Here is a 14,700-nt window from a genome sequence, read left to right as displayed (position 1 = left end):
CTCCCGGGGTCCTACGGCTGTTCTTGGACCGGGGCGCGAGGAGCGTTACGCGGCGGGGCCCACGGGCCGAACCCCGTGAGCCCTCGGAGGGTTACGGGGTCCGGCGCGCGGGATGTCAGCGGGCGTCGGTGAAGGTCTCCCCCCGCTCCGCCTTCTCCACGAGCAGCGCGGGCGGGGTGAAGCGGTCGCCGTAGCGGTCGGCGAGCTCACGCGCGCGTGCCACGAATCCGGGCAGCCCGCCGTCGTAGCCGTTGACGTACTGCAGGACGCCGCCGGTCCAGCCGGGGAAGCCGATGCCGAACAGGGAGCCGATGTTGGCGTCGGCGACGGAGGTCAGGACGCCCTCCTCGAGGAGCCGGACGGTGTCGAGGGCCTCGGCGAAGAGCATGCGTTCCTGCATGTCCCGGAAGGGGATCTCGGCGCCCGCGCGCGTGAAGTGCTCGCGCAGGCCCGGCCAGAGGGCGCCGCGCCTGCCGTCCTCGGCGTACTCGTAGAAGCCCGCTCCCCCGTTGCGGCCGGGGCGGCCGAACTCGTCGACCATGCGGTCGACGACGGCCTCGGCGGGGTGGGCGGTCCAGGTGCCGCCCGCCTCCTCCACGGCCCGCTTCGACTCGCGGCGGATCTTCTGCGGGAGGGTGAGCGTCAGGTCGTCCATGAGGGACAGCACCTTGGCCGGGTAGCCGGCCTGCGCGGCGGCCTGCTCGATCGAGGCGGGCTCGATGCCCTCGGCGACCATGGCGACGCCCTCGTTGATGAAGTGGCCGATCACCCGGGAGGTGAAGAAGCCGCGCGAGTCGTTGACGACGATCGGCGTCTTCTTGATCTGCCGGACCAGGTCGAAGGCGCGCGCGAGCGCCTCGTCGCCGGTGCGCTCGCCCTTGATGATCTCGACCAGCGGCATCTTGTCGACGGGCGAGAAGAAGTGCAGGCCGATGAAGTCCTCCTGGCGCTCCACGCCCTCGGCGAGGGCGGTGATGGGGAGCGTGGAGGTGTTGGAGCACAGCAGGGCGTCGGGGGCGAGGATCGGCTCGATCTCCTGGAAGACCTTGTGCTTGAGGGCGGTGTCCTCGAACACGGCCTCGATGACGGCGTCGCAGCCCGCCAGGTCGGCGGGGTCGGCGGTGGGGGTGATGCGGGCGAGCAGCGCGTCCGCCTTCTCCTGGGTGGTACGGCCCCGGGAGACGGCCTTGGCGCACAGCTTCTCGGAGTAGCCCTTGCCCTTGGCGGCGGCTTCCGGGGTGACGTCCTTCAGGACGACGTCCAGCCCCGCGCGGGCGCACGAGTAGGCGATGCCGGCGCCCATCATGCCCGCGCCGAGGACGGCCACCTTGCGGACGGGGCGGGGCTCGATCCCCTGGGGGCGGTTGGCGCCGGAGTTGACGGCCTGGAGGTCGAAGAAGAACGCCTGGATCATGTTCTTCGAGGTCTGGCCGGCCGCGAGCTCGACGAAGTAGCGGGCCTCGATGACCTGCGCGGTCTCGAAGTCGACCTGGGAGCCCTCGACGGCCGCGGCGAGGATGGCGCGCGGCGCCGGGTAGGGGGCGCCGCCCGTCTGCTTGCGCAGGGTGGCCGGGAAGGCGGGCAGGTTGGCGGCGAACTTCGGGTGGGCGGGGGTGCCGCCGGGGATGCGGTACCCCGGCTTGTCCCAGGGCTGCTGCGACTCGGGGTTCGCGTCGATGAAGGCGCGGGCCTTGGCGAGGAGTTCCTCGGGGGTGGCGGCCACGTCGTCGATCAGGCCGTTCTGCAGGGCCTTGTGCGGGCTGTACTGGGTGCCCTGGAGGAGGACCTTCAGGAGGGCGTCGGCGATGCCCAGCAGGCGGACGGTGCGGACGACTCCGCCGCCGCCGGGGAGCAGGCCGAGGGTGACCTCGGGGCAGCCGATCTTGGCGCCGGGGGCGTCCAGGGCGATGCGGTGGTGGCAGGCGAGGGCGAGTTCGTAGCCGCCGCCGAGGGCGGCGCCGTTGAGGGCGGCGACGACGGGCTTGCCGAGGGTCTCGATGCGGCGCAGGTTGCGCTTGATCTCCAGGCCGCCGTCGAACAGCTCCTGGGCGGTCTCGGGGGTGACGCGGATCAGGTCGCGCAGATCGCCGCCGGCGAAGAAGGTCTTCTTGGCCGAGGTGAGGATGACGCCCCGGATGGTGTCCTTCTCGGCCTCCAGGCGGTCGGTGACCGCCGCGAGGGAGGCGCGGAACGCCGCGTTCATGGTGTTCGCGGACTGGTTCGGGTCGTCGAGGACGAGGGTGACGAGGCCGGTGCGGTCCTGTTCCCAGCGGATGGTGGTGCTCTCGGTCATGACGGGGTCTCCGTAGAAGTCTGTGGGTGCCGCTGGGGAGGGTCAGACGCGCTCGACGATCGTGGCGATGCCCATGCCGCCGCCGACGCAGAGGGTGGCGAGGCCGTAGCGCTTGTCCTGGCGCTCCAGTTCGTCGACGAGGGAGCCGAGGATCATCGCGCCGGTGGCGCCGAGGGGGTGGCCGAGGGCGATGGCGCCGCCGTTGACGTTGACCTTGTCCAGGGACAGGCCCATGTCCTTGACGAACCGCAGCACCACCGCGGCGAACGCCTCGTTGATCTCGACGAGGTCGATGTCGTCGATGGTCAGGCCGGCCTTGGCGAGGGCCTTGCGGGTGGCCGGGGCGGGGCCGGTGAGCATGATGGTCGGCTCGGAGCCGGAGACGGCCGCGGAGACGATCCGCGCGCGGGGGGTGAGGCCGTGGCGCTCGCCCACCTCCCTGGAGCCGATGGCGACCAGGGACGCGCCGTCGACGATGCCGGAGGAGTTGCCCGCGTGGTGGACGTGGTCGATCTTCTCCACCCAGTGGTACGTCTGCAGCGCCACCGCGTCGAAGCCGCCGAGTTCGCCGATGTCGGCGAAGGACGGCTTCAGGGCCGCGAGGGAGTCGGCGGTGGTGCCGGGGCGCGGGTGCTCGTCGTGGTCGAGGACGACGAGTCCGGCGCGGTCCCTGACCGGGACGACGGAGCGGTCGAAGCGGCCCTCCTTCCAGGCCGTCGCCGCCCGTTCCTGCGACAGTGCCGCGTACTCGTCGACGTCACGGCGGGAGAAGCCCTCGATGGTGGCGATGAGGTCGGCGCCGATGCCCTGCGGGACGAAGTTGACGGCCAGGTTGGTCATCGGGTCGTTGAACCAGGCGCCGCCGTCGGAGGCCATCGGCACCCGGGACATCGACTCCACGCCGCCCGCGAGGACCAGGTCCTCCCAGCCCGAGCGGACCTTGACGGCGGCCAGGTTGACGGCCTCGAGACCCGAGGCGCAGAAGCGGTTCTCCTGTACGCCCGCGACCGTGTCCGGCAGTCCGGCGGCGATCGCGGCGATGCGCGCGATGTCGGAGCCCTGGTCGCCGACGGGGCCGACGACCCCGAGGACGATGTCGTCGATCGCGGCCGGGTCGAGGCCGGGGAAGCGGTCGCGCAGTTCGTGGATGAGGCCGACGACGAGGTCGATGGGCTTCGTGCCGTGCAGGGCGCCGTTCGCCTTGCCGCGCCCGCGCGGGGTGCGGATCGCGTCGTACACGTACGCTTCGGTGCTCACTGGTCAAGCCTTTCGGGGGAGGGTGGGCCGAACGGGGTCAGTCGCCCTGGCGCGGGAGGTCCTTCACGGGGGTCTTCACCAGGTCGTTCGCGAGCCCCGGTATGTCCCAGTCCCGGGCCACCTCGCCGGTGTCGGCGCCGGGCTGCGCGGGGCCGGAGCGGACGGCCGTGGGGGTGGCGGAGAAGCGGGGCGCGGGGGCCGGCTGGGTGATGCCGCCGTGGTCGGTGAAGGTGCCGCGGGCGGCGAGATGCGGGTGGTGCGGGGCCTCGCGCAGCGACAGCACGGGCGCCACGCACGCGTCGGAGCCCTCGAAGAGAGCCGTCCACTCGTCCCGGGTGCGGGACTTGAAGCGGGCGGCGACCGCCTCGCGCAGTTCGCCCCAGCGGGTCCAGTCCTTGCGGGCGTCGCGGAAGTCCCCGAGGCCGAGGAGGTCCGTGAACGCGTCGTAGAACTGCGGCTCCAGGGCGCCGACCGCCATGTAGCCGCCGTCGGCGGTCTCGTAGGTGCCGTAGTACGGGCAGCCGCCGTCGAGGAGGTTGGCGGCGCGCCGGTCCCGCCAGCCGCCGGCCGCGAGCATGCCGTGGATCATCGCGGAGAGATGGGCGGTGCCGTCCACGATCGCCGCGTCGACGACCTGGCCGGTGCCGCTCACGCGCGCGTGGTGGAGCGCGGCGAGGACGCCGACGACGAGGTAGAGGGAGCCGCCGGCGTAGTCGCCGAGGAGGTTGGCGGGGGCGGGCGGCGGGGTGTCCGGGGCGCCGATCATGCCGAGGGTGCCGGTGAGCGCGATGTAGGCGATGTCGTGGCCGGCGCGGTGGGCGAGGGGGCCCTCCTGGCCCCAGCCGGTCATCCGGCCGTAGACCAGCCGGGGGTTGCGGGCGTGGCAGTCCTCGGGGCCCACGCCGAGCCGCTCGGCGACGCCGGGCCGGTTGCCCTCGATCAGCACGTCGGCGCGGGCGGCGAGGTCGAGCACGCGCGCGGGGCCGTCGGGTGCCTTGAGGTCGACGACGACCGAGCGCTTGTTGCGGTTGGTGACGTCGTAGGCCGGGTCGACGGCGAGGGAGGGGCCGCCGGGGCGGTCCACGCGCACGACGTCGGCGCCGAGGTCGGCCAGCAGCATCGCGGCGAAGGGGCCCGGGCCGATGCCGGCGAGCTCCACCACGCGCACTCCGGCGAGCGGGCCCTGCCCGGACGTGTGTCCCGTCGTCATCCAGCCCCCTTGCTGTGACACAACCGATGTAACACCCGTGATGTTAAGAACGTGTTCCAGTGGGCACAAGAGCCGAGCGAGCAAGCGCTTAGCCAGTTTAGGCGCGATGTGCCCGACCTGCGCCTGCTCAGCGGGCGTCCAGCTCCGCTATGAGCCGCTTGGGCGCGATCGTGCGGTAGCTCTCCTCGACCCGGTCGCAGAGCAGCTTGACGGTGACGCCCAGCGGGTGACTGCCGTCGTCGACGCCGAGGAAGACGAACACCTTCCTGTTGACCTTGGCGACCGTCTCGCCCCAGGGGTACTCCTCGGTCGCGCCCGGCAGCCCGAGCGCGAACTCGCGTACTTTCTCCCACTTCTTCAGGGCGTTCCGGTCCACGGTCACCTGCTGCCTCCGGGCTCGTCGTCGGCCTGCGCACTCCTCACGCTAGCCTCAGCCACCGACAGCGGCGCGGGCTGCGGGACCAAGAGGTGTCATGAACGGGCAAGGGGTGTCATGAGCAGGCTAAAGAGGACGGACCGTCCGTACGACATCGTGCTCTTCGGCGCGACCGGATTCGTCGGGACGCTCACCGCCGAGTACCTCGCCGCCCACGCGCCCGAGGATCTGCGCTGGGCGATCGCCGGCCGCAGCCGGGAGAAGCTGGAGCGGCTGCGCGGGCGGCTCGGCACGACGGCCGGGGTGCTCACCGCCGACGTCGCGGACCCGGCGTCGCTGCGCGCCCTCGCGGAGCACGCGCGCGTGGTGGCCACGACCGTCGGCCCCTATGTGGAGTACGGCGAGGAGCTCGTCGCCGCCTGCGCGGACACCGGCGCCGACTACCTCGACCTCAGCGGCGAGCCGGAGTTCCTGGACCTGATGTACGTCCGGCACGACGCCCGCGCGCGGGAGACGGGGGCACGGCTGGTGCACGCCGTCGGCTTCGACTCGGTCCCGCACGATCTCGGCGTGTACTTCACCGTCCGGCAGCTGCCCGAGGGGGTGCCGCTGATCGTGGACGGCTATGTGACGGCGGACGCCGCCTTCTCGGGCGGGACGTTCGCCTCCGCGCTGGGACAGTTCGCGCGCGGCAGGCAGGTGGCCTCGGCCGCGCGGGACCGGCGCCGGCACGAGCCGCGTCTGATGGGCCGGCGGGCGTCGGCGCCGGCGGGGGCGCCCCGGTTCGCCCCGGAGGTCGGCGCCTGGGCGCTGCCGCTGCCGACGGTGGACCCGCAGATCGTGTGCCGGTCGGCGAAGGCGCTGGACCGCTACGGCCCCGACTTCCGCTACCGCCACTACGCGGCCGTACGGCGGCTGCCGGTCGCCGTGGGCGGGGTCGCGGCCGTCGGGACGGTCGTCGCGGCCGCGCAGCTGCCGCCCGCCCGGCGCTGGCTGTCGGACCGGCTCAAGCCGGGCGAGGGGCCCAGTGCGGAGAAGCGGGCGCGCAGTTGGTTCTCGGTCAGGTTCGTCGGCGAGGGCGGCGGCCGGCGGGTGCTCACGGAGGTCTCGGGCGGCGACCCCGGCTACGACGAGACGGCGAAGATGTTCGCCGAGGGTGCGCTGGCGCTGGCCTGCGACGACCTGCCGCCGACGGCGGGGCAGGTCACCACGGCGGTGGCGATGGGCGACGCGCTGACCGAGCGACTGATCCGCGCGGGCATCCGTTTCCGGGTGGCGGCGAGCCGCTGAGCACCCCTTTCCCGGAGCCTCACATCGGTCACATCGGCCATTCGACGAGCGTGTAGATCATTCCGACGATCCAGCCGAGGCCCGCGAGCACGGCGAGGATCAGGGCGGCGTTCACGGCGCGCTCGACGGGCCGGTCGGGGTCGGCGAGGGGCTTCGGGGCCCGGTGCGTGGTCATGGGCACAGCCTGGCCGTCGGCGGGCGGCGCCGGCATCCGTACGGATACTCAGACGACGTACTCAGACGCCGGTGCCCGTACGGCCCGTCAGGCCTGCCCCGTCGCCTCCCGGAGCGCGCTCCGGCACAGCGCGTCGGCCCTGCGGGTCGTCTCCGGGAGGCGGAACCGCGGCGTCAGGGCGAGGGTGTGGGCGCAGGCCGTCCCCAGGGTCGTACGGTGGCCGACGGAGACGAAGACGGGCTTGACCCCCTCTCGGGTGCGCAGGGCGCGCCCCACCTCCTCGGCGCCCGCGAGGAGCGGCGAGGACGATCCGCGCGGCGCGTCCGGGTCGTCGTACGTGAAGGTGAACGGGTTCTTCGCGACGCCGATCGTGGGCAGGCCGGTGAGGACCCCGAGGTGGCTCGCGAGACCGAAGCGGCGCGGGTGGGCGAGGCCGTAGCCGTCGCAGACGACCAGGCCGGGCGGGACGGACAGGGCGTCGAGGGCGGCCAGCACGGTCGGGATCTCACGGAAGGCGAGCAGACCGGGCACGTACGGGAACGAGATCCGGCCGACGGCGGTGGCCTCGGCGACGACGTCGAGGCTCGCCGCGTCCAGCACGACGGCCGCGGCCGCGACGACGTCCCGTTCGTCGTCGTAGGCGACGTCGACCCCCGTCACCCGCCCGGTCCCCGGCGGCGGGCCGGGCTCGTCGAGCAGCACGCGGGCCCGCAGCTCGTCCTGGACGGCGCGGGCCTCCTCCTCGGTCGCGGGCCAGCCCGCGGGAATGTCTACGGTCGTCATGGTGGTGACGAGCGTACGGCTCCCGCGCGCGGGCCCGCGATCAGGTCTCCCCGCGGTCCGTCAGCCCTTCCTGTCGTCCAGGGCGCGCTGCAACCGGCTCTTGTTCATGTCCGAACGGCCCTTGATGCCGCGCTGCTTGGCCTCCTCGTACAGCTGGTCGTAGGTGGGCCCCTGGGAGCCCTTGCCGGACCGCAGCCCGCCCCGCCTGCCGGACGAGATGTCCTCGGTTGAGGTGCGGCTCGCGGTCTTCGACTCGCCGGACCGGGCGCGTTCCTTGTTGACCGTCCGCGCGGCGATCTCCTCGGCGCGGCGGGGGCTCTCGCCCCGGTCCCGCGCGCTCTCCTTGATGTGCTCGTACTGGCGCTCCCGCTCGGGGCTCGCACCGCGTGACATGTGCGCTCACTCCTTCCGGCCGCGCTGTGCCTTCGTGTACGCGGTCCGGGTACCCCGGATCGGTCAGTTCTCCAGCCGTGCCGCCCGCCCTTGTTCGCCCGCCGCCCAGCAGCCGCCGCCCGGGGCGCAGTCGACGGTGTCGTACGAGCCGGTGTCGAGGCTGCGCCAGGTACGGCCGCCGTCGGTGGTCAGGTCGGTGCCGGTGGGGCCGACGGCGAGGGCGGCGGTGCGGCGGTGCGGGAGCCAGGTCACGCCGGAGCGGTAGGCGGGCGGCGCGGTGGCGGCGGGGCGCCAGGTGCGGCCCGCGTCGCCGGTGCGGGCGGCGGAGTCCGGGGAGGGCTGGTCGGCGCGGTAGTCGCCGCCGACGGCGAGGCCGTGCGTACGGTCGCGGAAGGCGAGGGCGAACACCCCGCGCGCGGGGTCGCCCGCCGGGACGGGGGTGTCGGCGGCCGTCCAGGTCAGTCCCCGGTCGGCGGAGTGCAGCACACGCGCGCGTGCCGCTCCGCCGGTGGCCAGCCACACGTCCTTCGGCCCGGCGGAGACCAGACACTGGCCACTGGCCGCGAAGCCCGCCTCGCCGTCCAGGGCGGCCGGCATGCCGGTGTCCGGCAGCACCGTCCAGGACCGGCCGCCGTCCGCGGTCGACAGGATGCGGAACCTGCCGTCCACGGGGTCGCTCATCGCGAGGCCGTGGCGGCGGTCGAAGAAGGTCATGCAGTCGTAGAACGCCCGCGCGTCGGTGTTGCGGAAGGACTCCGTCCAGGTGGCTCCGCCGTCCTCGGTGCGGTACACCCGCGAGGCCTCTCCCTCGCCGATCGCCAGCACCACCGCGCGGCGCGCGTCGAACGCCTCGATGTCGCGGAACTGCAGGTCGGCGGCGCCCGGCGGAGAGACGTTCCGCCAGCTCGCCCCGCCGTCCGTGGTGCGCAGCACCGTGCCCCGGGTGCCGGACAGCCACGCGGTGCGCCGGTCGACCGCGGACAGCCCGCGGAAGCGGACCGAGGTGCTGCCGGTGTCCTTCGCCGCCCAGTGCGGGTCCCCGTGGGCCTGGGCCCGGGCCGGTGCGGCGGGCAGCGCGGCCAGCGCCGCCGCGCAGGCCACCGCGGCGGCCCACGCCTTCCCCCGGGCAGTTCTTACCGTCCTTACCGTGCGTCGCGTCTTCCCCAAGCGCCTCATGGCGGGGGAAGCTAGCCCACGGCCCCGGTGGCGTCCAGAGGGCCCCGGCCGCCTCAACCGCCCTGTCCGGCACGGCAGGAGAGGTGCGTCACTCCCGTGCATGAAGGCGGTGACCGAGGTCACTCGCCATCGGTGTGCACGGATCGGCCGGTTACAGCGTCTCTTCCTGTATCCGGTCCCCGTCCGGCCGGAAGTCCGTCCCGTCGTCAGCAAGGGAGCAAGGCGTTGTCCACCGTCATCGAGCAGCCCGTTGAGGCCCGCCTGGTCGCCGCCGCGCCTCGGATGCCGAGCATCCCCGCCATGCTGCACTACGACCGGAGCGACCCGTTCGCCGTCCGTATGACCTTCCCGGCCCCCGCGACCCTGGAGGGCGTCGAGGTCTGCTGGACCTTCGCCCGTGACCTGCTCGCCGCCGGCCTGGAGCAGGCCGAGGGCCACGGCGACGTCCGCGTCCGCCCGTACGGGTACGACCGCACGGTGCTGGAGTTCCACGCCCCCGAGGGCACCGCCGTCGTGCACGTCCACTCGTCGGACATCCGCCGCTTCCTGGGCGCCACCGGGGAGCTGGTGCCGGTCGGTCTGGAGCACCTCCAGCTGGATCTCGACCACGACCTCGCGGAACTGATGCGGGACGCCTGCTGAACCGCGGGCGGCCGGTTTTAATCCTTTGACGGTGCTGCCGGCCCCTCCTATCGTCTGAAGCGGTCCTGTTGCCGTCGATTGGAGAAGGACGTTGCTCGTCTGAGGTCCTGAGACACCATGCCCCGCACCCGTGCGGGCGCTTGCGTGCGACCTCGGCGTTCTCGAGCCGTCCTTTGCGCAACAGGGCTCTCCGTATGCCCGCGCTCCCGCTCCCACGGTGGTCGCCGCCCTCCGGTGTCTCGACACGCGTATGCCCCTGACCGCACACGCACACCGCGAGGCCCCTTTGACACGATCCATCACCTGCTCCGCCCTCTCCTTCTCCTGGCCCGACGGCACGCCCGTCCTCGACGGCCTCGACGTCTCCTTCGGCCCCGGCCGGACCGGGCTCGTCGGCGTCAACGGCTCCGGCAAGTCGACCCTGCTGAAGCTGATCGCCGGGCTGCTGACCCCCACCGAGGGCACCGTGCGGGTCTCCGGCGAGGTCGGCCACCTCCCGCAGAACGTCACGCTCGACACCGGTCTGCGGGTCGACGACGTCCTCGGCATCGCCGTACAGCGGGCCGCCCTGCACGCCATCGAGGCCGGCGACGCCGCCGAGGAGCACTTCGAGGCCCTCGGCGACGACTGGGACGTGGAGGAACGCGCCCTGGCCACCCTCGGCGAACTCGGCCTAGGCCACATCGGCCTGGACCGCACCGTCGGCGAGGTGTCCGGCGGCGAGTCCGTCCTGCTGCGGCTGGCCGCGCTGCTGCTGCGCCGCCCGGACGTCCTGCTGCTCGACGAACCCACCAACAACCTCGACCTGTACGCCCGCCGGCGGCTGTACGCGGCCGTGGCTTCCTGGCCGGGCGTGCTGGTCGTGGTCAGTCACGACCGGGAACTGCTGGAGCTCGTCGACCAGATCGCCGACCTGCGCGGCGGGGAGATCACCTGGTACGGCGGCACCTTCTCCGCCTACGAGGAGGCGCTCGCCGGCGAGCAGGAGGCCGCCGAGCGCATGGTGCGCGTCGCGGAGGGCGATCTGCGCCGGCAGAAACGCGAACTGGCCGACGCCCAGGTCAAGCTCGCCCGCCGCAAGCGCTACGGGCAGAAGATGTTCGAGCAGAAACGCGAACCGAAGATCGTCATGGGGGCGCGCAAGCGCGCTGCGCAGGAGTCCGCGGGCAAGCACCGCATCCTGCACGAGGAGCGCCTCACCGAGGCCAGGGAACGGCTCGACGAGGCCGCGGAGGCCGTGCGGGACGACGACGAGATCCGGGTCGAGCTGCCGTACACGGCCGTCCCGCCGGGGCGCGAGGTGCTCACCCTGCGGGACCTGGAACTCGCCTACGGCGCGCGCGTGGCGGGCGGTCTCGATCTGCGCGGACCCGAGCGCGTGGCGCTCGTCGGACGCAACGGCGCGGGCAAGACGACCCTGCTGCGCACCATCGCCGGGGAACTGGCGCCGGTCGCGGGCGAGGCGCACGCGCACGTGCCGCTGCGTTTCCTGCCGCAGCGCCTGGACGTCCTCGACGACACGCTGACGGTCGCCGAGAACGTGGCCCGGTTCGCGCCGGCCGCCACGAACAACCGGGTACGGGCCCGGCTCGCCCGGTTCCTGTTCCGGGGCGCCCGCGCGGACCAGAACGCGGGGACGCTGTCCGGCGGGGAGCGCTTCCGGGCGGCCCTGGCGGCGCTGATGCTCGCCGAGCCGGCCCCGCAGCTGCTGATGCTGGACGAGCCGACGAACAACCTCGACATGGCGAGTGTGCGGCAGCTCACCACGGCCCTGGAGTCCTACGAGGGCGCACTCGTCGTGGCCAGTCACGATCTGCCGTTCCTGGAGTCGATCGGGATCACCCGCTGGCTGCTGCTGGACGGGGAGTTGCGCGAGAGCAGCCTCGAGGAGGTGGCGGACCCGGCCTAGGCGGCCGGTCTCGGGAGGGGCACGGGCGGGCGCCAGGGGTTTTGTCCTGGTGGAGCCGCGCTGCATGATGGCTGACCGGCGCCGTGTCAGGGGCGCCGGTCGGACCTCCGGCGCGATCCGCCGGGCGGGCCCGAGCCCTCGCCGATTCGGAGACCCGTCCGTGCCCAGCAGGAAAGCCCTCGTCCGCCGCCCCGGCCCCCGCCTCGCCGAAGGGCTGGTGACCCACATCGAGCGCGAGAAGATCGATGTCGACCTCGCGCTCGAACAGTGGGAGGCGTACACGGAGACACTGCGCGCGCACGGCTGGGAGACGATCGAGGTCGACCCGGCCGACGACTGCCCCGACGCCGTGTTCGTCGAGGACACCGTCGTCATGTACAAGAACGTCGCCCTGATCGCCCGCTCCGGCGCCGAGTCCCGGCGCGCGGAGACCGACGGGGTCGAGGAGGCCGTGGCCCGCCTCGGCTGCTCGGTGAACTGGATCTGGGAGCCGGGCACGCTGGACGGCGGCGACGTGCTGAAGGTCGGCGACACGATCTACGTCGGCCGCGGCGGACGGACCAACGCCGCCGGGCTGCAGCAGGTGCGGGCGGCGTTCGAGCCGCTCGGGGCGCGGGTGGTCGCCGTACCGGTGAGCAGGGTGCTGCATCTGAAGTCGGCGGTCACCGCGCTGCCCGACGGCACGGTGATCGGGCACATCCCGAAGGTGGACCGGCCCTCGCTGTTCCCGCGGTTCCTGTCGGTGCCCGAGGAGGCCGGCTCGCACGTGGTGCTCCTGGGCGGCCCGAAGCTGCTCATGTCGGCCGCCGCGCCGCAGTCGGCGGAGCTCTTCGCCGACCTCGGCCTCGAGCCCGTCACGGTCGACATCGGCGAGTTCGAGAAACTCGAGGGATGTGTGACTTGCCTCTCGGTGCGACTTCGGGAACTGTACGCCTGACCGGGTGACCCGATCACCTCTTCAGCCCCGGGACCTGCGGATCCCGGGGGTGTTCGGCACCCCTCGAAATCCCTTGGGGAGCCTGGCTGATCAGCGATCTTTACAGCACCCTTAACCTACGGCTTCGTAACCTACGGTTTCGTAGCCTACGATCCCGTAGGTTCCGGCATCGCTCGCCGGAGTGTTCCGCTCCGTTTTTCTGTCCCCCTGGAGTACCTCGTGACGATCACCTCCCCTCACCTCGGCAGCCCCGCCGTCTGGACCGACGCCAAGCTGCTGTACGCGCTCGAGGAAGTGGTCGAGACCGAACTCAACCGGCATCTGAAGGTCGCCAAGGACTGGATGCCGCACGAGTACGTGCCGTGGAGCGACGGCCGCAACTTCCCCGGCCTCTTCGAGGACGGCGAGGCCTGGGACAAGGAGCAGTCCAAGGTCACCGAGATCGGCCGGATCGCGCTCGTGGTGAACCTCCTCACCGAGGACAACCTGCCCAGCTACCACCACGAGATCGCCTCCCTGTTCGGCCGGGACGGCGCCTGGGGCACCTGGGTGCACCGCTGGACCGCGGAGGAGGGCCGGCACGGCATCGTGATGCGCGACTACCTGCTCGCCTCGCGCGCGGTGGACCCGGACCAGCTGGAGCGGTTCCGGATGGAGCACATGAGCGAGGGCTTCGAGTCGGACAACCGCCACTCGATGCTGCACTCGGTCGCCTACGTCGCCTTCCAGGAGCTCGCGACCCGCATCTCGCACCGCAACACCGGCCACCAGTCCGGCGACCCGGTCTGCGACCGCATGCTGGCCCGGATCGCGACCGACGAGAACCTGCACATGATCTTCTACCGCAACCTGCTCAAGGCCGCCTTCGAGCTCGCCCCCGACCTCACCATGCAGGCCGTGCGGGACGTCATCGTGAACTTCCGGATGCCCGGCCACGGCATGCCCGGCTTCGAGCGGTTCGCCGCGCAGATGGCCATCGGCGAGGTGTACAACATGCGCATCCACCACGACGACGTCCTCCAGCCCGTGCTGCGCCACCTGAAGGTCATGGACATCGACGGCCTCGGCGCCGACGGCCGCCAGGCCCAGGAGGAGCTGGGCCTGTTCATGGGCGGCCTGGACTCGGAGGCGGCGAAGTTCGACGAGAAGCTGGCGGCGCGCAAGGCGCGCATGGCGGCGCGCGCCGGAGCCTGAGCCGGGGCGTGCGGGGCGCATCGAATTGCCGGTGCGCCCTGTCGGTACCCTGCGGCATCATGCCGCCATGCTCGACGACACCACACGTCTGGCGGTCGGCTTTCTGGTCGGCCTGACCGACGAGGACACCGCGGCCCGCGTCCGGGCACGCATCGACCTGCCCGCCGACGAGCCCGCCCGACTGGCCCGGCGCCGTATCAGACGGGCGTGGAACTGGTCCCCCGTACCGTCGTCCGTCGCACTGTGGACGCTGGAACAGGACGACCCGCAGCTGAACGCGCTCGTCTGGCCCCACCTGGGCAGGAACGCGGGCCTGCGGCGGGCCGTCGTGCGCGGGCTGCCCTTCGGCCCCGGCCGCACCGCCCCCGTGCCGGTGGATCCCGCGCTGGCGGGCGAGGAACCCGAGATCCCCGAGAGTTACGTCCGCCACGGCCTCGTCGGCGCCCTGCGCACGGGGGACTCCATGACCCGGGCCCGCGAGGCCTGCTCCATGGTGCTGACCCGGGACGACTGGACGGCGGTCGCCGAGGCGCACGTCGAACAGCCGCTGCCGGGCTACACCCGCTGGGTGCTCTCGATACGCCCGGACTGCCCGCCCGCGCTGCGCGCCCGGTTCGGCTCCCACCCCAGGTTCACGCACCGGCTGCGGGAGGCCGGCGTGCTGGACGGACCCGCCGCGTACGCCACCGGCCACGGCCCGGCGGTCCGTGTGCTCGAAGTCCTCGCCATGGGCCGGCTGATGTTCCCGGCCCGCGTCCCCGACGCCGAGCACGCCCTGCGCCCGCTCGTCCACGACCACCTCGGCGACCGGGAGGACGCCTGGGCGGTGCTGGCCCAGATCGCCGAGACCTTCCACGGGACAGCCCCGGAACTGCTGATGACGGCGGGCGCCCTCGCCTGAGCACGGCCGGGAAGGGGGGCGGGGCGGCTGGATTCGAACCAGCGTGTTCCGGTTCTGGAGACCGGTGCGGCTGCCGCTGCGCTACGGCCCCGCCCTTGCCGTGGAGCTTAATGCCTTGGCCCGTTGTCGGTGGGGGCTGCTACCAATGAGGTGCTGGGGGAGCG

General features: G+C 72.9%; 14 protein-coding genes and 1 tRNA gene. 6 read left to right on the top strand and 9 right to left on the bottom strand.

What is annotated here, in order from left to right; translation table 11 throughout:
* Positions 1-115: 115 nt before the first annotated feature.
* From ABZ464_RS38135 to ABZ464_RS38120, 4 genes are all read right to left on the bottom strand, one after another.
* Positions 116-2,293, bottom strand: a complete 2,178-nt coding sequence (locus tag ABZ464_RS38135) for a 3-hydroxyacyl-CoA dehydrogenase NAD-binding domain-containing protein (protein ID WP_359285424.1) — start codon at positions 2,291-2,293, stop codon at positions 116-118.
* 42 nt (positions 2,294-2,335) lie between these two features.
* Positions 2,336-3,550: an acetyl-CoA C-acetyltransferase gene (locus tag ABZ464_RS38130; RefSeq protein WP_359285421.1), complete on the bottom strand. Its 1,215-nt coding sequence runs from the start codon at positions 3,548-3,550 to the stop codon at positions 2,336-2,338.
* A gap of 37 nt (positions 3,551-3,587) precedes the next feature.
* Complete coding sequence (locus ABZ464_RS38125; RefSeq protein WP_359285419.1) at positions 3,588-4,760, bottom strand: CaiB/BaiF CoA-transferase family protein; 1,173 nt, start codon at positions 4,758-4,760, stop codon at positions 3,588-3,590.
* Positions 4,761-4,887: 127 nt separating this feature from the next.
* Entirely contained in the window at positions 4,888-5,142 is a 255-nt protein-coding gene (locus tag ABZ464_RS38120) for an MmcQ/YjbR family DNA-binding protein (RefSeq protein ID WP_359285416.1), read from the bottom strand.
* Between the two features lie 111 nt (positions 5,143-5,253).
* On the opposite strand from ABZ464_RS38120, the gene ABZ464_RS38115 reads away from it, so the two are divergent.
* Complete coding sequence (locus ABZ464_RS38115; protein WP_359285413.1) at positions 5,254-6,426, top strand: saccharopine dehydrogenase NADP-binding domain-containing protein; 1,173 nt, start codon at positions 5,254-5,256, stop codon at positions 6,424-6,426.
* Positions 6,427-6,454: 28 nt separating this feature from the next.
* Here ABZ464_RS38115 and ABZ464_RS38110 read toward each other — a convergent pair whose 3' ends face one another.
* From ABZ464_RS38110 to ABZ464_RS38095, 4 genes are all read right to left on the bottom strand, one after another.
* Entirely contained in the window at positions 6,455-6,601 is a 147-nt protein-coding gene (locus ABZ464_RS38110) for a hypothetical protein (protein WP_359285410.1), read from the bottom strand.
* 87 nt (positions 6,602-6,688) lie between these two features.
* Positions 6,689-7,384, bottom strand: coding sequence for an endonuclease V (locus tag ABZ464_RS38105; protein ID WP_359285409.1), 696 nt, complete (start codon positions 7,382-7,384; stop codon positions 6,689-6,691).
* Between the two features lie 60 nt (positions 7,385-7,444).
* Complete coding sequence (locus ABZ464_RS38100) at positions 7,445-7,777, bottom strand: plasmid stabilization protein (protein WP_359285407.1); 333 nt, start codon at positions 7,775-7,777, stop codon at positions 7,445-7,447.
* Between the two features lie 63 nt (positions 7,778-7,840).
* Positions 7,841-8,953 (bottom strand): oxidoreductase, encoded by a 1,113-nt coding sequence (locus ABZ464_RS38095; protein WP_359285404.1) that lies wholly within the window; start codon positions 8,951-8,953, stop codon positions 7,841-7,843.
* 225 nt (positions 8,954-9,178) lie between these two features.
* On the opposite strand from ABZ464_RS38095, the gene ABZ464_RS38090 reads away from it, so the two are divergent.
* The 5 genes from ABZ464_RS38090 to ABZ464_RS38070 all read left to right on the top strand — a co-directional run bounded on the left by ABZ464_RS38090 (position 9,179) and on the right by ABZ464_RS38070 (position 14,536).
* Complete coding sequence (locus ABZ464_RS38090; protein ID WP_359285402.1) at positions 9,179-9,595, top strand: SsgA family sporulation/cell division regulator; 417 nt, start codon at positions 9,179-9,181, stop codon at positions 9,593-9,595.
* A gap of 286 nt (positions 9,596-9,881) precedes the next feature.
* Positions 9,882-11,504 (top strand): ABC-F family ATP-binding cassette domain-containing protein, encoded by a 1,623-nt coding sequence (locus tag ABZ464_RS38085; protein ID WP_359285502.1) that lies wholly within the window; start codon positions 9,882-9,884, stop codon positions 11,502-11,504.
* 160 nt (positions 11,505-11,664) lie between these two features.
* Entirely contained in the window at positions 11,665-12,441 is a 777-nt protein-coding gene (ddaH, locus tag ABZ464_RS38080; RefSeq protein ID WP_359285399.1) for a dimethylargininase, read from the top strand.
* A gap of 219 nt (positions 12,442-12,660) precedes the next feature.
* Positions 12,661-13,635: an acyl-ACP desaturase gene (locus tag ABZ464_RS38075; protein WP_359285397.1), complete on the top strand. Its 975-nt coding sequence runs from the start codon at positions 12,661-12,663 to the stop codon at positions 13,633-13,635.
* A gap of 67 nt (positions 13,636-13,702) precedes the next feature.
* A complete protein-coding gene (locus ABZ464_RS38070) occupies positions 13,703-14,536 on the top strand; it encodes a hypothetical protein (protein WP_359285395.1) in 834 nt (277 codons plus the stop codon).
* A 17-nt stretch (positions 14,537-14,553) separates the two neighbouring features.
* Here the strand turns inward: ABZ464_RS38070 and ABZ464_RS38065 are convergent.
* Positions 14,554-14,629, bottom strand: a tRNA-Trp gene (locus ABZ464_RS38065).
* Positions 14,630-14,700: the final 71 nt, after the last annotated feature.

This window comes from Streptomyces sp. NPDC005820, assembly GCF_040630255.1.
In the GTDB taxonomy this organism is placed as follows: Bacteria; Actinomycetota; Actinomycetes; order Streptomycetales; family Streptomycetaceae; genus Streptomyces.
Note: the sequence above shows the minus strand (reverse complement) of the source record. Positions and strands in the feature narration are given on the sequence as shown.

Bases quoted from the DNA above. Each gene is read 5' to 3' on its own strand.
- ABZ464_RS38135 (WP_359285424.1), bottom strand. From the start codon at position 2,293: ATGACCGAGAGCACCACCATCCGCTGGGAACAGGACCGCACCGGCCTC.
- ABZ464_RS38125 (WP_359285419.1), bottom strand. From the start codon at position 4,760: ATGACGACGGGACACACGTCCGGGCAGGGCCCGCTCGCCGGAGTGCGC.
- ABZ464_RS38115 (WP_359285413.1), top strand. From the start codon at position 5,254: ATGAGCAGGCTAAAGAGGACGGACCGTCCGTACGACATCGTGCTCTTC.
- ABZ464_RS38110 (WP_359285410.1), bottom strand. From the start codon at position 6,601: ATGACCACGCACCGGGCCCCGAAGCCCCTCGCCGACCCCGACCGGCCC.
- ABZ464_RS38105 (WP_359285409.1), bottom strand. From the start codon at position 7,384: ATGACGACCGTAGACATTCCCGCGGGCTGGCCCGCGACCGAGGAGGAG.
- ABZ464_RS38100 (WP_359285407.1), bottom strand. From the start codon at position 7,777: ATGTCACGCGGTGCGAGCCCCGAGCGGGAGCGCCAGTACGAGCACATC.
- ABZ464_RS38095 (WP_359285404.1), bottom strand. From the start codon at position 8,953: ATGAGGCGCTTGGGGAAGACGCGACGCACGGTAAGGACGGTAAGAACT.
- ABZ464_RS38070 (WP_359285395.1), top strand. From the start codon at position 13,703: ATGCTCGACGACACCACACGTCTGGCGGTCGGCTTTCTGGTCGGCCTG.